This is a genomic window from Nonomuraea sp. NPDC050202, from assembly GCF_040656115.1.
Taxonomy (GTDB): domain Bacteria; phylum Actinomycetota; class Actinomycetes; order Streptosporangiales; family Streptosporangiaceae; genus Nonomuraea.
In genome coordinates this window covers 91564-113207 of sequence record NZ_JBFALF010000031.1, presented here as the reverse complement: position 1 = coordinate 113207, position 21644 = coordinate 91564, and the positions used below count along the sequence as shown (strand labels likewise).

The window sequence follows — 21644 nt, the reverse complement described above, 5'->3', positions numbered from 1 at the left end:
TGGGGGTGGCGAGAATGAGCGAACGGATGCGGGTTGCCTTCGAATCCCGCGGCACGACCTGCACGGGATATCTCTACCTGCCGACGGCGCCCGGCGGGCGGCTGCCGTGCGTCGTGCTGTGCCACGGGTTCAGCGGGACGATGGACCGGCTCTTCCCGCACGCGGAGCGGTTCGCCGCCGAGGGCATGGCGGCCCTGGTGTTCGACTATCGCGGTTTCGGTGAGAGCGCCGGCGAGCCACGCCAGCTCGCCGACATCGACGGCCAGCAAGACGATCTGCGCGCCGCCATCGCCTTCGTGCGCGGTGACGAGCGAATCGACCCGGGCAGCGTCATGCTGTGGGGAAACTCGCTCGGCGGCGCGCATGTCATCTCGGCGGCCGCCGATGACCCGGCCATCGTGGCGGTGGTGGCGCAAATCCCGTTCAACGGATTCCCCAAGCGGGTCGAGGGACGTTCGACCGGGCAGACGCTGCGTCTGCTGGGGGCCATCATCTGGGACGCGGTGCGCGGCAAGCTCGGCCTTTCGCCGTACTACATCCCCATGGTCGGCAGGCCTGGCGAGCTCGCCGTGACCGCCACCGACGAGGCCGAGCGGCACATCCAAGCGCTCTCCAGCGGAGAAGCCACGACCCTGTGGCGCAACACGGTCGCCCCCCGGGCGCTGCTGGACATGATGCGCTACCACCCCGACCAGGCTGCGGCTCGGCTCACCATGCCGCTGCTGGTCTGCGTCGCGGCTGATGACCACGAAACACCCATCGAGACGACCCGGGCCCTGGCGGACCGAGCCCCGCACGGCGAACTGCGCAGCTACCCTGGCACACATTTCACCTTCTACACCGACGCCGACACGCGCGAACATGTGCTCACTGATCAGATCGCCTTCCTGCGCCACCAGCTGCGGCAGGGCCAGCAGCGCTCGCTCGGCCGCGCATCCGGCGGGAACGCCGCCGGCCTCTGAGATTCCCCGGCTTGTCAGAGCCGAAGCCGCAAGCGCCTGCCGGGCTGGTGAAGCCCGCAGGTGAGGGGCGGCGCAATCCGGCCACCCCTCACCTCTCGGGTCCGTGCCCCTGCACAGCGGAGTGGCTCGCGCTACTCGACCTGGGGCAGCACGCCGGGCACCGGCGCCTGGCTGACGCGGGCGCTGGTCGGCACGGGAAGCGCGTGCCCGGGAATGCTGACGTCCCCCGCCGGCAGCAGCCCGTCGACGAGGTAGTCCTCCCCGATCCGCTGGGCGGCCGGGTTGGTGGAGGCGACCGGGTTGGCGAACACACCATGCTTGCCGGAGTCCTGCTCGGTGACCAGCACGGAGCTGGGCAGGGCCTTGTGCATGTTCAGGGCGCCCTCGTACGGGGTGGACGGGTCGCCGATCGAGTTGAACATCAGAATCGGCGGCAGGCCGTCGCCGGTGGGCAGCACACGTGTCTCGTTGGCGACGCTCCAGGTCGCGCACGCCGAGCCGCTGTTCCACATGTTGTAGTAGGCGAACTGGGACGTCTGAGCCGACCTGCCCGCGTCACGCTCATATTCGATGGTCTCGGCCGGCCAGGCCGCGTCGCGGCAGATGACGGCGTTGAAGCTGGCGATGCCGTTCTCCGTGGCCGCGTCGGTGGCCGGGGCGGCCAGAGCCACCAGGGAGGCGTCGTCGTCCTTGACCACATAGTCGCTCAGCGCCTGCGCCAGGGGAACCCACAACGACTCACCGAAGGTCGCACCGTAGGCGATGCCGAGCAGCTCACTGCCGCCGACCTGCCCATGCGGCGTTGTGCGGAAGTCGCTCAGGGTGGCGTTCCACGCCGCTCGCGTCTGATCAAGGGTGCTGCCGAGACCGAAGACGTCGTCGTGCTTGGCAACCCAGCCGAGCCATTCCTCCAGACGACGCTGCACCTTGGGATTCTGGGCCAGCGTGGCCTGGTACCACATCCGCGTGGGCGTCGGATCGACGCTGCTGTCCAAGATCATGCGGTCGACGCGTTGCGGGAACATGGTGCCGTAAACGGCACCGAGATACGTCCCGTAGGAGTACCCCAGGTAACTGATCTTTGATTCGCCCAGCTTCTCGCGGATGGCGTCCATGTCCCTGGCCACGTCCTTGGTGCCCATCCGACCGAGCAGCGCTCCGGCGTTGCGGCCGCAGCCGGCGGCGAAGTCGTCCCAGATCTTCCACAGCTTCAGCCGGTTGGCCCCCGGATCCGGATCGGGCTGCGGCCCCGCCCAGTAGGACGGGTCGACACAGCTGATCGGCGAGCTGTGCGCCACGCCACGAGGGTCCATGCCGATGACGTCATAGCTGTCGAGCACGCGGCTCGGCAGCCGGGTCACGCCACTGGCGTTGGGCTTGGAAAGCCGTCCAACATACTCGGCTCCGCCCGCGCCTGGGCCGCCGGGGTTGATGAGCAGGACGCCACGCCGCTTGGACGGGTCCTTGGCCGCCGCCTTGGACAGCAGCACGCTCGTGTGGCCGGCGCCGGGATTGGCGTAGTCGATCGGAACTTGCACGGTGGCGCAGGTCAGATGGGGGTACGGCGCTGCCAGGTCCGCAGGGCAGGAGCCGAAGGCGACCGACTGCTCCGCGGAAGCCGCGTTCGCCGCCGTCGGCGTGCCGGGAAGGACGGCCAGCGCCACGGCGCCGGCTGCCACGCCAGAGGCGAGAACTCTTCTCATCCAATTCCTCCATGCAGGGAAACACCAGGGCGGGCGAACGATCGAGCCCACCACCCGGCTGCTGACCAACGACCCGAGATGCTAGATGCCACAGATCGGCACGCACATCAGTCAGGCGACTGGTCAACCCCGCTGACATCTCCTCCCCCAACCAGCCAACAGGACGGGCTTGCACCGCTCCGCCACGCACGTCTTCGCAGGACCGGTCGCCTGACGGATTCGCCTCACCGCCACGGCGGTCAAGCTGGTGCTCTCGCTCAGGTCCATGAGGCAGGTGTGCGTGCGCTCCAACCGTCGCTTCAAGTCCGTCCAGCCCATCGGGCTCGACCAGGTGGCCGCCGCCGCGGGCGATGATCCGGACGTGTTGCGGCTGGAAAATCTCGACACCGACCTGGCGCCACCGGATGTCGCCGTGCTGGCCACGGTCAAGGCCCTGGCCGGCGGCACCGGTAACAGCTGGCTGCCCCTGACCGGTCTTCCGGTGCTGCGCGAGGCGGTGGCGGCCGACTTGCACAGGCGCACCGGCCGGACCTACGACCCGGACGGTCAGGTGGTCATCACCTCCGGAGGCACCGCTGCAGTCATGCCCGTGCTGCTGTCGGTGGCCGAGCCGGGTGATCGCGTCGTGCTCACCGACCCCACCTACGCCGGCCTGCTGCAACGGGTATGGCTGGCGGGAGCACGGCCGTCCCTGGTGCCACTGCGCGTGGAGAAGGGCCATTGGCGGCTCGACCGGGAGGCGCTGGGACAGTCACCCAAAGCCGCGGCGCTGCTGCTCATGTCCCCGTCGATGCCGTCCGGCGTGGTTCTCGACCACGACGACTGGCAAACGGTCGCGCAGGTGTGTGACAGGACGGGCGCGTACCTCGTCTACGACGCCGCCATGGAACGCGTCGTCTTCGACGGCCACCCCCGCATCCATCCCTGCCGGGTGGACGACCTCGCCGAGCGGACGATCGTGATCGGATCGGTGTCCAAGGAGTACCGGATGATCGGGTGGCGCATCGGCTGGATCGCCGGCCCTGCCGACATCATGAGACGCATCCGCATGGCAGTCATCTACAACACGACCGTGGCCAGTGGTTTCGCCCAACACGGGGCGGCTGCCGCGCTCACCGACCCGTCCGGGGCGGGCGTGCCCGAGGCGGTGAGGGAATACCAGCTGCGCCATGACGTCATGCTGGATCAACTGGCAGGCCTGCCTGTGGTCCGCGCCGCGGGCGGATGGTCCTGCCTGCTGGACGCCGAAGCACTGGGGATGCGCGCCGCGCTGCTGTCGCAGCGGCTCCTGCGCCGCGGCAGAGTCGCCGCCACCCCCATGACCGCCTGGGGCGGTGCCGTCGCCACCCGGCACGTGCGCCTGGTCTTCAGCAATGAGCCGGTGAGCCGGCTGTCGGACCTTCGCTTGCGCGTGGAGGCGGCGCTGGCGTGACGGCGGGACCGGTCATGCGACAGATGCGGCCGGTGAGCACCGGTTCCTAAGCTGATGGCCTTCTTCAGATGCCCAACGACATGTGCCGGGGTGTGCAGCATGGCAGAGATGACGGCCGAGGAGGCGATCGCCCTCTTCGATACTCTCGCACCGGGATTCGCCGAGGACCCCTACCCTCACTACGCGCGTGTGCGGGAGGTCGCGCCCGTTTTTCACAGCCCCTGGGGCTATTGGCTGCTGTCGCGTTATGACGACGTCGTCGACGTGCTGCGGGGCCCGGTGTCGGTCGAGCCGTGGAGGGCGGGCGACAGCCCCATCGTCCAGGCGCGGGCCGTCGCCGACTACGCCGATACCGAGCAGCGGGTGTCCATGCTGCAGCGGGACGCCCCGGACCACACCAGGCTGCGCCGGCTGGTGTCCCAGGCGTTCACACCTCGCGCCGTCCAGCGGTTGGAGTCGCGCATTCGCGCTCTGGTGGAGGCGTCACTCGATGACCTGGCTCAGCGGGGCACCGTCGACCTCGTCAGTGACTACGCGCTTCCCCTGCCGCTTCGAGTGATCTCCGACATGCTGGGGTGGCCGCAGGCGGACATGACCCGGCTGCGCGAGCTGATCACTCTGCTCACAGAATCGATCGAGTTCACCCTGGATCCTGACAAGCTGCGTGCCTTCGCCGTCGCGCGTGACGAGATGAGAGCGCTGACCGCTGAGATCGTCGCGTGGAAGCGGGATCACCCGGGGGATGACCTGATCACGCGGTTGCTCGCGGCCGAGTACGCCGGAGACGTGCTGAGCGAGCAGGAACTGGTCGAGCAGGTCATCCTGCTGTACAGCGCAGGGCATGAGACCACGTCCCACTTGATCTCGAGCTCCGCCCTCGCGCTGATGGACCGTCCGGATCAGGCCGACCTGCTGCGCCGGCAGGAGGACCTGGACGCCAACGCTGTGGAGGAACTCCTCCGCTACGGTGGATCCCTTCATGTCACGGTGCGGATCACCATCGAGCCGTACGAGGTGCACGACACGGTCATCCCACCGGGCTCTTTGCTCCTGGTCGGGCTGGCGGCGGCCAATCGTGATCCGGACCAATGGGGCGCTGACGCCGAGGAGTTGAAGCTCGACCGCGTCAACGCGCGCGAGCACGTGGCCTTCGGCTCCGGCATCCACCACTGCCTCGGCGCGGCTCTGGCCAGGCTGGAAGGCCGGATCGCCATTCCCGCACTGATGCGCAGGTTCCCCGCGATGGCCCCGGACGGGCCGGCTCAGTGGAACGGCAGGACGACGCTTCGAGGACTGCAGAGTCTGCCGGTGAATCTCACGGGCCGCTGACCTCTGGCGCCTTGCCGGTCGGCGTGGCCGTGTCGCTTCCCGCTTCGGGGGACGCCGGTGCGGCGGCCGGCAGCAGCGCGACACGGTGGCCGTCTGCCGGTAGCGGGGCGCGGCCGGTCAGGTAGCGCTGCAGCGCCGGAGCGAGCCAGGCGACGAGCTCCTCGCGTCCCGCCGCTACCAGGGCATCCACCCGTACCACATACCGGGCGATCACAAAGCCCACCAACTGGCTGGCAGCCAGGCCGGCACGGAGCTCGGGATGGTCCACCCCGAGCGAGCGGGTCAGCTTGCCCAGCATCTCCTTGGCCAGGAACTCCCGTGCCAGCGCCGCCGCCCGCTCACTCGTCGCCGCCGACCGGATCAACCCCAGCAACGGCCCCGGCGCCTCCACCTCACCCACCACATCCAGCACATAACCCGCCAACCGCTCCCCCAACCGCCCCCGCGGCCCCCGCAACAACCCCACCACCGCCTCCTCCGGCCGAAACACCGACACCATCACCGCACCAAACAACTGCTCCTTCCCCCCAAAAAACCGACGCACCAACGCCGGATCCACCCCCGCATCCGCCGCCACCCCCCGCACACTCGTCGCCTCAAACCCCACACGACTAAACGACACCGCCGCAGCCGCCACAATCTCACCCCTCGTGGTCGACGGCCCCGGACGACGGCCCATCTTGTTCATCGAGCTCTTCCGATCTGTGGTGCACCCTTGAGTACGCGCAGCCTAACGGTCGGCATGCGAGGCAGGCTTCGATGCGAGGGCGGCCAAAGCACTTCCGCTGATGTCCAGGCCCCGATTGCTGCCGTTGACGTGGCTGTTCCGGCTGTCCAGTCGGCTCCTTACTTACCCACATGAGCGCGTCATCTCCGTAGGGTGGGGCTCCTACCGCGGTGACGGGCTGAGCGGGGTGCATGCCCTCGTGACCGTTCGATCGTGCATCTCATCGAACGCTTCACAGGCTCTGAGCCCAGCGGCGAAGCTCGGCAACGGCCTCGTGGAAGGCGAGGGAGCCGCGCTGGAGGTAAACCTCCTGCAGATGACGGATCGCGGCCCCCACCAAAGGGGATGATGGGATGCCGAGCACCTCCATCACCGCCTTGCCGTCGAGTATGACGGGAACATCGCCACGCTTGACGTATTTATCACGTTCGGCAGCGACGCGGGCATCAGCCTCCTCCTTCATGCGGCACAGCGCCTCCCAAGCGTCGTAGTCGGGGGCGTCGAGGGCACGCAGGCCCGCCCAGCGCCACCCCTCCATGTCGCGCTCCTGCGCGAAGCCAACCGTGTCGAAGAGGTCGAACGCACCTGTTCCGTGCGCCCCGAGGCGCGCGAGCACGGCGTTGATCGGCCAGCTCTCGCGTGGTCCTGAAGGGATCCAGGCATGCTCGGGACCCCAGCTCTGACGACCGTTCTCCCACAAGGCGGCGCTCTGGCTGCCGTCGCCGCCGAAGAAATCCGCCTCCACGTAGGCGACACGGCCGCCACGTGACCAGTCCTTCAGCCTCGCGGCGAACGCCGGGGACATGAGTTTGAAGGGCCCATCCCCCCGCCATACGTCAGACAACTCGTCGAAGATCTCTCCGGTCACCGGCAGCAGCCCCAAGCGTTGCCGGAGCGGTGCCACCACAGCCCGCGGTAAATCGCCCGACAGCAACCGGAGACGATCGAAGTCGCTGACAACAGCATGGAGCACGTATGACATGCCCGCACCCTAGATCGGCGGCGGCGCAGAATCGCCACATGTCACTGAGCCGACATCGCATGATGGCCCCGTATCGCGGGTCGGCCAGGTCAAGGGTGTGCAGACCGACCTGAGCGAAGGGCGACTTGGCAAGGGCAGCGCCGTTCACCGTGAAGGTGGCTCGGCAAGCGATCCTCCTCAGGGGATATCTCCAGTTCGTCAGGCGCGCTTCCACAGCCGGCCGGCGACGAGCGCGGCGACCACGGCGGCCGCTCCGCACAAGGTGAAGCCGGCCGCTGGCGGCACGCCGATGGCGGTGAATGCACCGGCCAGGAGGAAGCCCAAGCCCTGGCCGCCGGTAAGGCCGGCGATCGCGACCCCCATGGCTCGTCCGCGGTAGGCGGGTGCCACCCGTTGGACGAACAAGGCGTTCAACGGGGCCGAGTAGCCGCAGCCGAGGCCTGAGGCAAAGAGCAGGACGATGACCACGGGCGTCGGCGGCACGGTGATCAGAGGCAGCAGTGCCGCGCCCGCCACGACCGCGAACGGCACGATCAGCCGATCCCTCACCGACGGCGTCAGGACGCGGGTGAGCAGGAAAGCCCCGGTGGCGAAGCCCAGGGCGGTGGCGCTGAGCAGCATGCCGGCCAGAGGGGCGGCGCCGCCGAGGGTGACGGCAAGGGGGTAGACGATCGCCTCCGGCGCGTGAACGCACGCTGACACCAGCCAGACCAGCATCAGACAGTTGCGCAGCCAGGGATCGCCGAAGACGTGCCGCAAACCGACCCGGAAACCTGCCGGGGCTGACGTGCGTGGCCCCGCGGAAGCCGGGGCGGGACGCGAGAGTACGCCGTAAGCGGTAAGCGCCGCGGACAAGGAAAAGGTGAGGGAGTTGAACAGCAGTGCCCCTTCGGGCTCGACCACACTCAGCAGCGCTCCCCCTACCGCGAACGAGACCACCTGACTGAGCTGGTAGGTGATCCGTTGCAGCCCGTTGCCCGTGACGGAGGCCTGCCCGTGCAGGATCTCCGGCAGGAGCGCCGACCGTGCGGCCATGTAGGGCGTGGAGAAGAGAGCCGCGATGTACAGCAGCGCTATCGCCCCTTCGATCGGCATGCCGGGGATGAGCAGCGCACCCACCAGGATGGCGCGGGCGGCGTCGCACACGATCATGAGTTCCCGCCGGCGGAAACGGTCAGCCAGACCGCCCAGCAGGGGACCGGCGAGGAGAGCGGGCAGGAAGGCGGAGGCATGCGCCAGACCGCTGAGAAGGCTGGACTGCGTGCGGTCGAACACCAACACGGTCATCGCCAGAGCGGCGAACTTGTCACCCAGGTAGGACAGTGCCAGACCTGCGTAGAGGTAGCGGAACTCTCCGATGGCGAAGAGGTCCCGGTATCTGATCACTATTGCACCAGTCATGCGACGGGCCTGGCGTGCTCATCGCACGCCAGGCCGCACAGAGCGGAAGCCACCCGACAGGACAGGGAAGGTCAGTCCCAGCCGTTGTCCCTCATGGGAACCTCCTTCGATCGCGTATGCCGCCACATCGTGATGGAGAGGCGTCCGTTCCCATCAGCAACCTAGACGACAACGGCCCCAGCAGAATCTGTCATCCGACTGGTCTGCGCCCGTCGATGTCCCAGCGGCCCTCTGGAGGTTGTCACTTCAGGCGTGCTGTGACGTTGAGGCCTCGGTAGGTCACCCGGCGTTTTGTGAGCGCGCCCCTCTTCACCAACCGATGGCGAAAGGACCTCGGCTGGCAGGCTGCCGCCGCTACAGGTCGAGCTGTAGTGTCACCCTCTGGTGGGCCGGCAGGTAGCCGAGCGCGTCGTTGATGACACGCATGTGGCGATTGCTGTCGGCAGTGTCGGTCAGCAGGCCGGCGAGGTCCGGGTAGCGCTCGCGTGCCTGCCGGATGGCCTCGGCTTTCATCCAGCGGGCCAGGCCGTGCCCGCGATGTCCGGGAAGCACGCCGGCAGCGTAGTGCTGGGCATCGCCCTTGCCCTCTCCCGGGACGACCAGCTCGGTGAACCCGGCGACGGAACCGTCAGACTCGGCGATGGCCGCGACGGTAGGGAGCAGGTCGCCCCGGTTCTCGATGGCCTGCGCCGCCTCAGATCACCGGCGAGAGATCCAAGCTGGCCCCGGCGCCGGAGGTGAAGCCGGTGCGGGAGGTGATGACCGTGCCGTCCAACGCCGGACGGGCGTTCCACATGGTGGCGTTCTCTGTCCAGCCGCCTGTCACCTGGCGCATGGAGATGGTGAAGGACGTCCTGGCCCGAATGACGTGACGTCGGCGACGTTCTTGTCAGGTTCTGCCTGGCAGACGGACACGTCTTCCCTCGCGGTGAAGCTGACGTGCCCGTTCGACAGGGCTGGCTACCACTAGGACGGGCGGGACGGGGGCCTGCGTTGCGGCGATCGCCAGTGCTGCCACGAATGAGGGGACAGCGGTGGGCCATGCGGCTCCTCGACTGTGGGGAAGGTCAACGGAAGCCTTCTCTGACGCACCGGCAGGGAACAAACGCCCGTCGCGAGACGAGTCGCGCATCCGGGACGGGGCACGAACCATGTCGTTGGACGCCGGAAGCGTCGCGTGGTCCTGGCCCGGCTGCACCATGACCGTCGCGACCGCGGCGCAGACCCCCGGAAGTGAGCAACTGAGCCGGGGGTCGCTCACGGCAGCATCTCTTCTTGGTTGATCGAAAAGACCCCTAGTGAGCTACTCAACTGGCGGATGACCTTCGGTGAACCGTCCGGTCTCTGGTTTGAGTCGCTCATGTCTTCCCTGCTCAAGCGCCTATAGGGGCCGTGCTGAGCGACTGAAGCGACTCAGGTTCGGTATCTATCAGGTGAGAATCTCGAATGAAATCTTGGCGTTATAGACCTGGGCCTTGAGTCGCTTCAGTCGCTCTCTGAAGTAGCTGAGCCTGTTGACCTGCGGCGATGTAATCGGCGACTGAAGCGACCAGAGCGACTGAAGCGACTACAGGCTTCGGTCGCTTCCCTGATGAGTCTCTGTGGTGGCTCGTGACATCGCCGGTGGAGCGACCAAAGCGACCGTCAAGGCCGCAAGGTCTCTTTATAAGCCGACTGATCCAGCTCGTCACGTCCAAGTGCAGGCTTGAGTCGCTTCAGTCGCTCGGCTCGGAAGAAACAGCTTCTGGCCAGGAGCTTCTTCCGTGCGCGAGTGGAGCGACCCAAGACACTCACCAGCGGCACGGCCGCCGGAGCGGGCTCGGCCGCGATCAGCCGGACAGCCGCAGGCGGCGGCAAAACAGGTATACCTGCCTCGCCGCGCGGACCGCGCGGACAGAACCATGTCCGCTAATCTGTTTCACCACATTGGCAATTGTCAGTCGCTTGAGTCGCTCTGGCCTCCCCACGGCCTGGCACCAAGCCCTGACAACGAGCCAGCCCCGTGGGCGGACACAACGATCAGAAGGGATGACGTGGAATCTCCCGCTCCTGCGTCACTGGAGGTCGCTCAATGGTGCGCGCAGCAGGGCTGGCCGGTTCATCCGCTCGCACCCGGCCGCAAGACGCCTGCGGGGAACTGCTCCACGTGTCAGGCACCCGATCACTCCCTGAGCCACTGTTCCTGCCTGCGGTCGGGCCGCTGGTGCCACGGGTTCCATGCGGCCACCACCGACGGTCGCCTCATCCGTTCCTGGTGGGGCTCTCACCCGCGTTTCGGGGTGGGAGTGGCATGCGGCCCCGCCAATCTCCTGGTGATCGACGTGGACTCCCACGCCAAGCCCGTGCCCGCGCGCGACCGGGTTCTGCCCGGTATCCCCATCGACGCGCGCGTCGATCTCAGAGGGCTGGCGACCGGCCGTCACACGCTGGCTTTACTGGCCGCGCTCCGCAGAGCGCCCGACCCCGCCGAGGACAGCGGTACTTTGCGCGTGCGCACCCCCTCTGGCGGCCTGCATGTCTGGTATCGCACTGATCCTGGCCTCACCTGGTGGTGCTCATCAGGCTCCAGCCCGGCGCGCGCACTGGCCTGGCAGGTCGACATCCGCGCTTCAGGCGGCTACATCGTCGCTCCCGGAACGCGCACCCGCGAGGGCACTTACACGATCGTGGGGGAATGCCGCCAGCCCGCCCCCCTGCCCGAATGGATCGCTCAAGAACTGACCCGGACCGGCCACCTGGGCTCCCTCACCCCGCCGAAGCTACCCTCCTTCGTTATCCCGGCCCGCGCCAGGCAGGCGGTGGTGGCCGCCGGCGGTCAGAGCGTGGCGGCCAGGGCGCTGCACAAGCTGATCGCCGAGGTGGTGGCGTGCGCGGCCGTGCCGGAAGGAGCCGGGTTCAGCGACAAGCTCAACCGGGCGGCGTTCACGGCGGGAGGTCTGGTGGCAGGGGGATATCTCAGCGCCGACGAAGCGCGCCGCCTGCTTACCGAAGCAGCTGATCGGGCCCGCCCCGGGCAGGAACGCCGCTGCGCACCCATCATCCGAAGCGGCCTGGCGGCCGGCGCCAGACGGCCGCTGCATCCAGCGGGCCGCTCATGACCAGCCTCACCAATAGCGGAGACTTCGATCCCACCGCGGTAGCTCAGCAGATGCTGGATCTGGCACTGACGGACGTGCAGGCCCAGCCTTCCGCGCCGCAGACCGCAGCGCAGGCAGCGACGGTGACCCGACAGGGCCTCCTGCCGGACTCCCTGTCCGATCGGGGCAACGCCAAGCTCTTCGTGTCGCTGTACGGCCGGGATTATCGCTATGTCCCCGGACTGGGGTGGCACCGCTGGCACCATCATCGGTGGACCTTGGACGAGACCGAGACCGTCATGTGGGCGGCCGGCGAGATGGCCGAGCAACTGGCGACTTTCGACCCCAGCGGCGGCTACAGCGCCAACGAACTCGCCCGGCACCGGCGCCGATCCCTGTCCACGGCCGGCATGAACGCCCTTCTGACCCAGGCCAAGGCCGCCCCCGGGATGGTACTGAATCCCGATCAGCTCGACGCCGACCCCTATGTCCTGTGCACACCCGCCGGTGTCGTCGATCTCAGGACGGGCCTGCTGACCAAGCCCGATCCCGCTCGCCACTTCCACTCCCGCTCGACGAGCGTCGCTCCGGAACGCATGCCGATCCCGCGCTGGCAGCGCTTCCTCAGTGACACCTTCGGAGATGACGACGAGGGCCACGAAACGGCGAGTTTCCTGCACCTGCTGCTGGGTTACTCCATCACCGGTGACGTCGGGGCCCAGGTCATGCCGTTCCTGTTCGGTACCGGAAAGAACGGCAAGTCCGTGCTCCTGGAGGTCATGCTGCAACTCCTGGGAGACTACGGCGACGCCGCCCCGCCGGGATTCCTGATGGCGAAAGCCTTCGAGGGTCATCCCACCGATCTGGCCGAGCTGCACGGCCGCCGGTTGATCGTCTGCTCGGAGCTCAAACCCGGCGACAGATTCGACGAGGGCAGGGTCAAGCTACTGACCGGCGGCGACACCATCAAAGCCCGGCGTATGCGGCAAGACTTCTTCAGCTTCAAACCCACCCACCACCTGTGGCTGCTGGGCAACCATCGCCCGGAGGTCGCCAGTGGCGGCCCCGCGTTCTGGCGCCGCCTGCGGCTCGTCCCGTTCGAACGCGTCGTTCCGGACGAACGCAAGATCGACAACCTGGCCCGCATCCTGGTGCAAGAGGAAGGGCCCGGAATCGTGGCGTGGCTCATCGACGGAGCACGACGCTACCTGGGAGGCGACAAGAACCTCAGCGGCCCTCACCGCGTCCGGGTCGCCACGGACGCCTACGAAGCGACGGAGGATGTGGTGGGGAGGTTCCTCGACGAGGCTTGCAAGATCGACAGACGTGATTCGGGCCTCCGGGCGGAGCAGGCACAGCTGTACCAGGCCTATACCCGGTGGTGCGGCAGTGAAGGGGCCACCCCGGTTTCCGCTCGCGCATTTGCCGCCCGGGTGCGCGACGCACTCGGCATGACATCGCCGAAGGAGATGCTCCTGTCCAACTCACGTAAGTACTATCCGGGTATTGGACTGCTCGCCGATGACATCGAGGAGTTGCGGCGGTGAGCAAACCGATCGAACCTCAAGACCTCGCCCACGAGGAGAACCTGGTGTGGCTCGAGGACATCAGCGCCCTCGACTACGTCCGCCAGAGCCTGGATCGCGTCGCACGCAGGAGAGGCAAGCCGCCCTACCATCGTCCGGGCCGTCTGGTCGGCTACGCCGAGTTGAGCGCCGAGGCCAAGGCGTCACGAGCCTCAGGCTCCTTCGTCCGGCGCGTCTTCTGGCTGGCGCCGCATGACCGGGACCAGCAGCCCGACGGCACGTATGCGGCCGCGGCGCCTTCGGAGGCCGTCGACCCACGGACCGTGGCCCCCGGGGAGACCGGCGACAAAACCGAACGATCCCAAGGCGGCCCGCTCTCGACGGCGGGCGACCGCGGTTGACCGGCGCCGCACCGATATCCCCCTGCGCGGATTCCGGTCAGCGCCAGGGGACCGGTCACATGACTGATACGCGAGGCACGCCCGGCCTCTACAGTCCCACTGGCGCACCGCTCCGGGCAGCCGTGACCCGGCTGCCCGGAGCCCCTGGATTCCGGCGACGCCGTTCCCGACGCCCTCACCCGAGGTTCCCGGCGAACCGGCACTCACGCTGAAGGGCAGGTCGGGCTGCCCTGACAGGGACCGCTCGACGGGGCGTCGACCAGCAATCAGCTTCGGAACACCGCTGTGGTGCTGGCGCACCGGGTAAGTCGGCTCGCTGTCGGAACCCGGCAGGCCAGGCCCGCCATCCGGCCAGGTCCGGCGGCCGGAGAGCGCAGGGGCCGTCCGCTCGCCGGCCTCTCGTCAGGCTCCTGCGGAGACCTTCTCATGACCCACTGCCAGGATTTCTGTCCCGAAATCTCTGATCACCGCCCCTCCGGCGCCGCCCGAGAGGGCCGACCGACGGCGGCCCGGCAGCCCGTTGACGCCACCATCTTCGGCGGCCTGGATGGCGCTGCGGAGCTTGCGGCATTGGTGAACATGGTCAACGACCTTGTCACGGCGATCGCCTCGAGCGCCCTCTCTGTACCTCCGCCGGCGCGCCTGCCAGCCAGCCCCTCCCCCACTTGAAGAGCCGCAGAGCGACAGACCAGTCACCGACCTCGTCACGTGACAGATTCGTAGGATGAGCGGCGGACCCTACCGTTGAGCGTGTCAAGGCCTCCGTCAAGAGGCCTGGCCAGAGATCGGCTTCATCCAACAAGGAGGATGTCATGAAGCCATGGACACGGTGGCAGGACTGGACCAATCTGGTGATCGGCCTGTACCTGGCACTCGCCCCGGTGTGGACGACCACCGACACCGGCTCGGCGTCGACGCTCATCGTGATGGGTGCTCTGGTGGTGTGCACCGCCCTGTGGTCTCTGGCCCAGCCGGCGTCGGGGGCTAGCCAGTGGACCAACGTCACCTGGGCAGTGCTGCTGATCATTGCTCCGTGGGCCATCTCCTACACCGGGCTCAGCGGGGCGGCGTGGACGTCCTGGATCGGCGGCCTCCTGGTAGCCTGCCTGGCCCTGTGGGCCCTGCCCGCTACCAAGAACGCGGCTGCCGGCAGAACCACCCCGGTACGCCGGTGACGCCGGTGCCGAAAAGTCCCAACGCCGAACAGCCCGGGCCAAGCCCGGGCTGTTCCACGTTGGGCGGACCGCCCCTGGGCGAATGCCGGTACGCCGGACGTCAGTCCGGGGTCCAGTTGGTCGGCGGTTCGGTGTGGATGGCATCGGCCTGGGCCGCCTGGGCCCACAACACCGCGCCCGCGCACAGGACGCAGCCGATCAGCGCCGCACCCAGCAGACGTTTGATCACCAGCATGGCTCCTTTCCTCATGGCAAGAAGATCAGGTGACCAGAACGCTAGGTGCTCCCGGGGCGCGACCGCATCAGGCAGGTGACCGGTCCACACCGGCCGCTGCGGCAAGCGCAATGGAGGACATCCCGGCCTGACCGCCATGCCCCGACGCTGGTCATGTGACGGATTCGCCCCGGGACGGCACTCACTAGCGTGACCAGCACAGGCAGTCACGTTCTCGGAGGACGGTCATGCAGACCCACAACGCAGGCCGCGGAGCAGTCGTGGTCACCGGAGCTTCCAGCGGCATCGGCCAGGCCACGGCCATCAGGCTTGCCAACTCCGGCTATCACGTCTTCGCGGGCGTGCGCAAGGAGGCCGACGGCGCGGCGCTGCAACACCAGGCCGGTGGAGCAGTGACGCCCCTGATCCTGGACGTCACCGACGAGCCCGCGATCCGAGAGGCTGCCAAGGTCATCGAGGATTCGGGACTGCCGCTGGCGGGCCTGGTGAACAACGCCGGCATCGGCCTGACCTGGCCCGTGGAGGCCATTCCGCTGGAAACGCTGCGATGGCAGTACGAGGTCAACGTTTTCGGCCAGGTGGCGGTGATCCAGGCGTTCCTGCCCGCCCTGCGCCGGGCCAAGGGACGCATCATCAACATCGGCTCCATCGGTGACCGGCTGACCCTGCCGTTCGCCGCACCCCTGTGCTCCTCCAAGTGGGCGTTCGCCTCGATCACCGAGGCGCTGCGGATGGAGTTGCATCCGTGGGGCATCCACACCGTGCTGATCGAGCCGGCCACGATCCGCACCGCGGCGGTGGAGAAACTGCGCACTGATGCCGAAGGGGTGCTGGAGCAGATGACCGAGGTTCAGCGCGCGTACTACGCGGTGAACTACCGGGCGATGACCGCCAAGGGCTACGCGAGGGAACAAGGCGGAAGCGACCCCGACGCGGTCGCCAAGGTAGTGCTTCGGGCGCTCACCGCCGCCAAGCCGGCCACCCGGTACAAGGTCGGCAAGGACTCCGGTCTCCTGGCGTTCGTGGCCCGCTGGCTCCCGGATCGCACCTTCGACCAGATCAGGTTCAAGCTGTTCGGGCTGCCGCCCAAATTCGGCAGCGCTTCCTAGCGGTCTGCGCGTCGCCCCCTGCATCTGGCAGGTGCAGGCTGACGCAGGCCGGCACGGTGTCGTCGGTTCCACAACCGGTCATGGGAGTCACATGACCGCACGCCCGGGCGCGCCCGAAGGGACACCGGTCCCCCGAAAGAGCGCCTTAGCCTGCGTCCTTGGCGACGGCACGCAGGAACAGGTCCACATGCGCGTCGAGATCCATGGGTTCGGGACCGGTTTCCTGCTCGCGTGGGGCGGCCAGCAAGACGCCCATCAGCGCGTGGACCACCAGAGGACCGACGAACATGCGGGCGGCGGTCATCTCGTCGACATCGCCGACCAGCCCCGCCTTCCGGCCGGCCGCCAGGAGTTCCGCGGTGATCTGCAACGCGTGCTCCGGCACCGCCCGGCGGAAGGTCTCCCCCGCCTCTGGCAGCCGCGGAGTCTCCGCGATCACGATACGGGCCAGCTCGATGTACTGGCGCCGGGAGAGCGCTCGATGCAGCGCGTACGCCAGATGGCGCAGCGCCCGGTCGAGATCACCCCAAGTGCCGGGCTGGGCCGTCGCAGCTGTGTCGGGCACACCCGCGGGAATGAGGTGCGCCAGGACATCGGCCAGCACCGCCTCCTTGCTCGGAAAGCGGGAATACAGCGTCTCCTTCGACACGCCGGCCTCCCTGGCCAGGGCCGCCGTGCTCACACCGCCGAAGCCGTGGCGGAGGAACAACCTCTCGGCGGCTCGCCGGATCTTGCGCACCTTGCTGTCATCAGGATCATGCCGGTGCATCGAACCCCCTCGTACCGAACCGTACGGTTCGACCCTACATCGGGCGACCGGAAACGGGCCGTGCCGAACCCCGGGCAGGAACCGTGATCGGGGATGCTTGTTACGTGCCTGCCGTGCCGGTCCGGACGTGTTCAGCCTTGTTCGTCCAGGTCGAGCTGTGACAACTCGGCGCGCGAGGCCACCCCGAGCTTCGGATAGGCCTTGTAGAGGTGGTAACCGACGGTCCGCGGGCTGAGAAACAACTGCGCGGCGATCTCCCTGTTGCTCATCCCGCTGCCCGCCATGCGGACGATCTGCAACTCCTGGGAGGTGAGCCTGTCCTGTGCGCCGCTGCCGGGCTGCCGCCAGATACGTCGCTCCCCCGCGGCACGCAGTTCCGCATGTGCGCGTTCAGCCCATGGACGGGAACCCAGCCGGTCGAAGATCTCCGCCGCAGGCTGGAGATGCGCGCGAGCGTCCGAGCGGCGGCGCGCCCGCCGAAGCCAAGCCCCGTAGAGCAACTCGGTACGGCCCCGCTCAAACAGTCGGCCACCCCGCAGATGCGAACGCAGCGCTCGCTGATAGAGCCGTTCAACCTCCTCCTCCGGTGCCAGCAGCGCCTGGCAGCGCAGCGCGAGCGCTTCGGCCCAGGGCTGGGCGGTGTGCGCGGCCCACACCCGAACACGTTCACCCGCCGCTCGCGCGAAATCCTCCCGTCCCACCTGCAAGGCGGCCTCCACGAGGTCGGGCATGCGGTGCATGACCATGACGGTGCGCACGGCGGGGCCGATCACGAACTCCTCCGCCCTGCGCAGCGCCCTGTCCGGCCGTCCCAGCGCCAGATCCAGCAGGTTCAACGCGACCCAGCGCATGTTGCGAGTCGCCGCGTCCTGAACCGTAGCGATCTCCTCGGCCAGACCCAGGCACCGCGCCTCGTCTCCTTCGAGGGCCGCCACATACGTCATGATGCCGGTCAAGAGCCCCGCCTGATAGCGCTGGCCGCTCTCCCGCGCGATGCGCAGGCCCTCCTTCGCACTGGACAGGGCGTCACGGTGCAAGCCGAGGAACATCTGCGAGCGGGCCAGCAAAGTCAGCGCCAGCGGAAGCAGACCGACCGCCTCCTGCAGGCGGCACTCGCGCTCGATGGCGGCAGCACGCTCGTATGAGGCCACGTCATCACCGATGACCAGATCCCAGATGGCCAGCTGGGCACGCTCTTGCAGGTCCAGCGGATAGGCGTTGTCGCGTAGGCCCTCGATCAGGTCGCCAAGCCAGGACAACCCTGCGGGCGGCTCTTCGGCGGCCAGACGGCCCGCTCCCGCCAGAGCTCGGGCCAGCGATGGTGTCTCCGTGCTGAGGCTCGCATGAGACGCGCGAGCGGCCCTCTCCGCCAGCCCGGCGTAGTCGCTGCTCATCCCAGTGGGGGTAAGCGCCTCCAAGTACAGCCGGATGGCCACATCCCGGCGCTGACCGATGACGGCGTCGGCGGCTCCGGCCAGCAGGCTCTGGGCGGTCTCCGGATGACCATGCGCCATCGCGGCCATGGCCCGGGTCCGGGCAAGGTGCGCCAACGCCACCGGATCCTCGGCCTCCGGCGCCGCCTCCTCCACCAGCGCGATGGCACGCTCGTACTGCCCGGCGTCCGCGGCAGCCGCAGCGGCCACCGCGAGCCGGCGGGCCCGGTCGGCAGGGGCGGGGCTGAGACGTGCCGCACGCTCAAAGGCGGCGGCCAGAGCGGGGAATCCTCCCCTGCCACGCGCGTGCTCGGCGCTGGACTCCAGCGCCGCCGCGATCTCCTCATCCGGCCCCAGCTGGGCGGCGGCAAGATGCCAGGCCCAGCGGTAGGCGTCTTGACGTTGCCGCAGGACCTCGGCAAGCGCCCGATGGGCCGCCATCCGCTGCGCCGTGGACGCCGACTGGTAGGCGGCCGCGCGCATCAAAGGGTGCCGGAAGGCGATCGTCCCGTCCCAACTGCAGATCACACCGGCACACTCGGCGGGGCCCAAGTCCTCCACTCCCGCACCCAGCTTTCCTGCCGCCTGCAGGACGACATCGAGGGCCCGCACGTCATAGGCGGCCGCCACCAGCAGCAACGTGCGGGTCTTCGGCGGCAGCACAGCCAGGCGGTCACGGAAGGCAAGGCAGGCACGGCTGGGCGCGGCCCCCGGTGCGGCACCGACGGCATAGATCGGCATGTCACCAGCGCGCTGCTCGGCAGTGAGCATCGCCGACAGCTCGATCAGTGCGAGCGGGTTGCCCTGCGCCTCCTGGAGCAGATACCCCCGCAGACGCGGGGACAGCCGGGCGGCATGCTCGGCGAGCAACTCAGCGGCCGCAGCAGTGTCCAGGCCGGTCAGGTGCAACTCCGGCAGGCCCGCGGCGGGAAAGGCGCAGACGTCACCGGAGGCGGCGAAGATCATCGCGATGCTCCCGGCGCCGAGCCGGCGGGCGGCGAACAGCAGCGCCTCCGCCGAGAGCGCGTCCAGCCAATGCGCGTCGTCCACGAGGCAGAGCAGCCGGTGTCGCCGGGCGAGGCTGGACAGCAGGTTGAGCACGGCGACCCCGACGAGGAAGCGGCTGCCTGCCTGCCCTTGTTCCAGCCCGAGCGCGCCGTGCAGCACGCGAGCCTGCTCACCGGGTAGTGCCGCGATGGCGTCGATGCTATTGCGCAGCAACAGATGCAGCCCCGCATACGGCAGCTCTGCTTCCGCCTCGAAACCGGCGCCGCGCAACACCAGAAACTGCTCACCCGCTCGCGCCTCGGCGTAGCTCAGCAGCGCGGTCTTGCCGATGCCCTCTTCTCCGCGCAAGACCAACACGCCGCTGCGACCGCCGCGCACGTCCGCGAGCAACCCATCGATGGCCGCCCGCTCCTCAGCCCGCCCGATGAGCATGAAGGATCATCTCCCCCGACACTGCGTTCCGGCACAGGCTACCGAGCCTGGCCCGGCGGCGAATCTGTCGAACGACTGGTCCCGGCCCATGCTGTTGACAGGCGGCCGTGTGCCTCGCCGATGACCTGTAGGTGGGCGCAGCAGCGTGGCCGGCTCCGGCCGTGACCAGGCGGGAGCCGATGGCAGGACGTGTCGTGCATCGCACCAGGCGTAGCGACGCACGGTTGTGGGCCAAAAGGGGGAAAGCGGGGAGCGTCGCCCGGATCTGTCGGATGACCGGTTCCGGGCCAGTGAGGCGCTGGCGTGCTTTCGCCGGTCAGGATCACTGGCTACTGTCGAACCGTACCGTACCGTTCGGCTCGGGAGTGCAGACATGGACACGGATGTGATCATTGTGGGGGCGGGTCCCACAGGCTTGCTGCTGGCCGGCGACCTCGCCCAGGCGGGGGTGACGACCACGGTGCTGGAGCGGCGGGTCGACGACCTGAGAATCTCTCGAGCCTTCGCCGTGCACGCCCGCACACTCGAAGTGCTCGATATGCGCGGTCTGGCCGACCAGGTGATCGCGACCGGTAACAAGGTGGCCGGGCTCACCCTGTGGGACGACGTCACCGCGGCCATGACCCGGCTGCCGAGCACCCACAACTACATGCTGGTCACGCCCCAGTACAACATCGAACGCGCCCTGCGCGAACGGGCCCTGGCGCACGGCGCACGGCTGCTCACCGGACACGAGATGGCCGGGCTGCGCCAGGACGGCCAGGGCGTCGACCTGGAGGTACGAGAACCCGACGGCCAACTGCGCGTCTACAGGTCCCGCTACGTCGTCGGCGCCGATGGACACCACAGCAGCGTCCGCGAAGCCATCGGACTGCCCTTCCCCGGAGGATCGGTGGCGCGGTCGGTCATTCTGGCCGACGTGCGGCTGGCGCACGCACCCCAGGGGGTGCTGACGGTGAACTCCGTCCGTGAGGGGTTCGTGTTCATGGCTCCGTTCGGCGACGGGTGGTACCGCATCATCGGCCGCAGCAACATCAATGGTGATCTGCCGGACGACGCCCCGGTCGACCTGGAAGAGCTGCGGTGGCTCACCAGGAAGGCGCGCGGCACCGACTTCGGCATGCACGACCCGCGTTGGCTGTCCCGGTTCCACAGTGAGGAGCGGCAGGCGCCGCGATACCGGGTCGGGCGTGTCTTCATCGCCGGTGACGCCGCGCACGTGCATTCGCCCGCGGGCGGACAAGGCATGAACACCGGTCTGCAGGACGTCGCCAACCTGTCCTGGAAGCTGGCCGCCGCCGTGCACGGCACCGCTCCCGCGGGACTGCTCGACAGCTACGAACGCGAGCGCCATCCTGTCGGGCGGCAAGTGCTGCGCACCAGCGGGATTCTGATGCGGCTGGCCCTGCTCAGATCACCGATATCGCGCGCGATCCGCAACGCGGTGAGCGGAGCCGCGCTGCGAACCCGGGCCGTGGAACGGCGCGTGGCACTGGGCGCCCTGTCAGGGATCGGCATCCGATACCCGGCGCCGTCCCACGCGCACCACCTGACCGGCAGGCGCGCTCCCGACCTACCGCTGGCCGATGGGCCACAGTCGCCCCAGCGGCTGTTCGAAGCGCTGCGCGCCGGCCGATTCGTTCTCGTCGTCCCCCCAGGCACAGCCCGCATCAGCGATCCTCGGGCCGATGTCGTCACCGCAGGAGCTGCCGCGGGGCCTACCGTACTCGTCCGGCCCGACGGCTACGTCGCCTGGGCAGGCCAGCAGCCAGATCGCGCAGCCGTCAGGGAGGCACTGGACCGGTGGTGCGGAACAGCCCAGACAGGGTTGGCCACGCCGTAGCCGCATCATACCGGGACACGTCAAGCGGCTGCGGGCGATGCAGGGAACCCCGGCGAGCTCACGCCTGTAGCCGCCTCCATCGTCCCGCATGTCTCCGGCG

18 protein-coding genes are annotated in these 21644 nt (G+C 68.6%); 10 read left to right on the top strand and 8 right to left on the bottom strand.

Annotated features, from left to right (window positions below):
- The first annotated feature begins 14 nt into the window (after nucleotides 1-14).
- On the top strand, nucleotides 15-962 hold the full coding sequence (locus AB0I79_RS47565; RefSeq protein WP_357888401.1) for an alpha/beta fold hydrolase: 948 nt from the start codon (nucleotides 15-17) through the stop codon (nucleotides 960-962).
- A gap of 131 nt (nucleotides 963-1093) precedes the next feature.
- On the opposite strand, the gene AB0I79_RS47560 is transcribed toward AB0I79_RS47565, so the two are convergent.
- Nucleotides 1094-2665 carry an alpha/beta hydrolase gene (locus AB0I79_RS47560; RefSeq protein ID WP_357888398.1) on the bottom strand — a complete coding sequence of 524 codons (1572 nt, stop codon included), beginning with the start codon at nucleotides 2663-2665 and terminating at the stop codon, nucleotides 1094-1096.
- Nucleotides 2666-2996: 331 nt separating this feature from the next.
- On the opposite strand from AB0I79_RS47560, the gene AB0I79_RS47555 reads away from it, so the two are divergent.
- Both AB0I79_RS47555 and AB0I79_RS47550 read left to right on the top strand, forming a co-directional pair.
- A complete protein-coding gene (locus AB0I79_RS47555; RefSeq protein ID WP_357888396.1) occupies nucleotides 2997-4097 on the top strand; it encodes a pyridoxal phosphate-dependent aminotransferase in 1101 nt (366 codons plus the stop codon).
- A 108-nt stretch (nucleotides 4098-4205) separates the two neighbouring features.
- A complete protein-coding gene (locus AB0I79_RS47550; protein WP_357888393.1) occupies nucleotides 4206-5426 on the top strand; it encodes a cytochrome P450 in 1221 nt (406 codons plus the stop codon).
- On the opposite strand, the gene AB0I79_RS47545 is transcribed toward AB0I79_RS47550, so the two are convergent.
- The 4 genes from AB0I79_RS47545 to AB0I79_RS47530 form a co-directional block, all read right to left on the bottom strand.
- Nucleotides 5413-6114, bottom strand: a complete 702-nt coding sequence (locus AB0I79_RS47545; RefSeq protein ID WP_357888390.1) for a TetR family transcriptional regulator — start codon at nucleotides 6112-6114, stop codon at nucleotides 5413-5415. The genes AB0I79_RS47550 and AB0I79_RS47545 overlap by 14 nt on opposite strands.
- Before the next feature lie 271 nt (nucleotides 6115-6385).
- Complete coding sequence (locus AB0I79_RS47540; RefSeq protein ID WP_357888388.1) at nucleotides 6386-7135, bottom strand: hypothetical protein; 750 nt, start codon at nucleotides 7133-7135, stop codon at nucleotides 6386-6388.
- A gap of 198 nt (nucleotides 7136-7333) precedes the next feature.
- Nucleotides 7334-8521 carry an MFS transporter gene (locus tag AB0I79_RS47535; protein ID WP_357888385.1) on the bottom strand — a complete coding sequence of 396 codons (1188 nt, stop codon included), beginning with the start codon at nucleotides 8519-8521 and terminating at the stop codon, nucleotides 7334-7336.
- A 369-nt stretch (nucleotides 8522-8890) separates the two neighbouring features.
- Complete coding sequence (locus AB0I79_RS47530; RefSeq protein WP_357888449.1) at nucleotides 8891-9178, bottom strand: GNAT family N-acetyltransferase; 288 nt, start codon at nucleotides 9176-9178, stop codon at nucleotides 8891-8893.
- A 104-nt stretch (nucleotides 9179-9282) separates the two neighbouring features.
- Between AB0I79_RS47530 and AB0I79_RS47525 the strand changes: the two genes are divergently transcribed.
- The 5 genes from AB0I79_RS47525 (at nucleotide 9283) to AB0I79_RS47505 (ending at nucleotide 14715) form a co-directional block, all read left to right on the top strand.
- A complete protein-coding gene (locus AB0I79_RS47525; protein ID WP_357888382.1) occupies nucleotides 9283-9408 on the top strand; it encodes a hypothetical protein in 126 nt (41 codons plus the stop codon).
- 1029 nt (nucleotides 9409-10437) lie between these two features.
- Nucleotides 10438-11634, top strand: a complete 1197-nt coding sequence (locus AB0I79_RS47520) for a bifunctional DNA primase/polymerase (protein ID WP_357888379.1) — start codon at nucleotides 10438-10440, stop codon at nucleotides 11632-11634.
- Nucleotides 11631-13160, top strand: coding sequence for a phage/plasmid primase, P4 family (locus AB0I79_RS47515; protein ID WP_357888376.1), 1530 nt, complete (start codon nucleotides 11631-11633; stop codon nucleotides 13158-13160). The genes AB0I79_RS47520 and AB0I79_RS47515 overlap by 4 nt, the downstream gene beginning before the upstream one ends.
- Nucleotides 13157-13540 carry a DUF6009 family protein gene (locus AB0I79_RS47510; RefSeq protein ID WP_357888374.1) on the top strand — a complete coding sequence of 128 codons (384 nt, stop codon included), beginning with the start codon at nucleotides 13157-13159 and terminating at the stop codon, nucleotides 13538-13540. The genes AB0I79_RS47515 and AB0I79_RS47510 overlap by 4 nt, the downstream gene beginning before the upstream one ends.
- 812 nt (nucleotides 13541-14352) lie before the next feature.
- On the top strand, nucleotides 14353-14715 hold the full coding sequence (locus AB0I79_RS47505; RefSeq protein ID WP_357888371.1) for an SPW repeat protein: 363 nt from the start codon (nucleotides 14353-14355) through the stop codon (nucleotides 14713-14715).
- Between the two features lie 100 nt (nucleotides 14716-14815).
- On the opposite strand, the gene AB0I79_RS47500 is transcribed toward AB0I79_RS47505, so the two are convergent.
- Nucleotides 14816-14950, bottom strand: a complete 135-nt coding sequence (locus AB0I79_RS47500) for a hypothetical protein (RefSeq protein ID WP_357888368.1) — start codon at nucleotides 14948-14950, stop codon at nucleotides 14816-14818.
- Between the two features lie 227 nt (nucleotides 14951-15177).
- On the opposite strand from AB0I79_RS47500, the gene AB0I79_RS47495 reads away from it, so the two are divergent.
- Complete coding sequence (locus tag AB0I79_RS47495) at nucleotides 15178-16059, top strand: SDR family oxidoreductase (protein WP_357888365.1); 882 nt, start codon at nucleotides 15178-15180, stop codon at nucleotides 16057-16059.
- Between the two features lie 145 nt (nucleotides 16060-16204).
- Here AB0I79_RS47495 and AB0I79_RS47490 read toward each other — a convergent pair whose 3' ends face one another.
- Both AB0I79_RS47490 and AB0I79_RS47485 read right to left on the bottom strand, forming a co-directional pair.
- On the bottom strand, nucleotides 16205-16828 hold the full coding sequence (locus AB0I79_RS47490) for a TetR/AcrR family transcriptional regulator (RefSeq protein WP_357888362.1): 624 nt from the start codon (nucleotides 16826-16828) through the stop codon (nucleotides 16205-16207).
- Between the two features lie 131 nt (nucleotides 16829-16959).
- Nucleotides 16960-19701 (bottom strand): AAA family ATPase, encoded by a 2742-nt coding sequence (locus AB0I79_RS47485; protein WP_357888360.1) that lies wholly within the window; start codon nucleotides 19699-19701, stop codon nucleotides 16960-16962.
- 373 nt (nucleotides 19702-20074) lie between these two features.
- On the opposite strand from AB0I79_RS47485, the gene AB0I79_RS47480 reads away from it, so the two are divergent.
- Nucleotides 20075-21544 (top strand): FAD-dependent oxidoreductase, encoded by a 1470-nt coding sequence (locus AB0I79_RS47480; protein WP_357888446.1) that lies wholly within the window; start codon nucleotides 20075-20077, stop codon nucleotides 21542-21544.
- Nucleotides 21545-21644: the final 100 nt, after the last annotated feature.

Coding starts and splice junctions, on each gene's coding strand:
- AB0I79_RS47565 (WP_357888401.1), top strand. CDS start 15: ATGAGCGAACGGATGCGGGTTGCCTTCGAATCCCGCGGCACGACCTGC.
- AB0I79_RS47560 (WP_357888398.1), bottom strand. CDS start 2,665: ATGAGAAGAGTTCTCGCCTCTGGCGTGGCAGCCGGCGCCGTGGCGCTG.
- AB0I79_RS47550 (WP_357888393.1), top strand. CDS start 4,206: ATGACGGCCGAGGAGGCGATCGCCCTCTTCGATACTCTCGCACCGGGA.
- AB0I79_RS47545 (WP_357888390.1), bottom strand. CDS start 6,114: ATGAACAAGATGGGCCGTCGTCCGGGGCCGTCGACCACGAGGGGTGAG.
- AB0I79_RS47540 (WP_357888388.1), bottom strand. CDS start 7,135: ATGTCATACGTGCTCCATGCTGTTGTCAGCGACTTCGATCGTCTCCGG.
- AB0I79_RS47520 (WP_357888379.1), top strand. CDS start 10,438: ATGTCCGCTAATCTGTTTCACCACATTGGCAATTGTCAGTCGCTTGAG.
- AB0I79_RS47515 (WP_357888376.1), top strand. CDS start 11,631: ATGACCAGCCTCACCAATAGCGGAGACTTCGATCCCACCGCGGTAGCT.
- AB0I79_RS47505 (WP_357888371.1), top strand. CDS start 14,353: ATGAAGCCATGGACACGGTGGCAGGACTGGACCAATCTGGTGATCGGC.
- AB0I79_RS47500 (WP_357888368.1), bottom strand. CDS start 14,950: ATGCTGGTGATCAAACGTCTGCTGGGTGCGGCGCTGATCGGCTGCGTC.
- AB0I79_RS47495 (WP_357888365.1), top strand. CDS start 15,178: ATGCAGACCCACAACGCAGGCCGCGGAGCAGTCGTGGTCACCGGAGCT.
- AB0I79_RS47490 (WP_357888362.1), bottom strand. CDS start 16,828: ATGCACCGGCATGATCCTGATGACAGCAAGGTGCGCAAGATCCGGCGA.
- AB0I79_RS47485 (WP_357888360.1), bottom strand. CDS start 19,701: ATGCTCATCGGGCGGGCTGAGGAGCGGGCGGCCATCGATGGGTTGCTC.
- AB0I79_RS47480 (WP_357888446.1), top strand. CDS start 20,075: ATGGACACGGATGTGATCATTGTGGGGGCGGGTCCCACAGGCTTGCTG.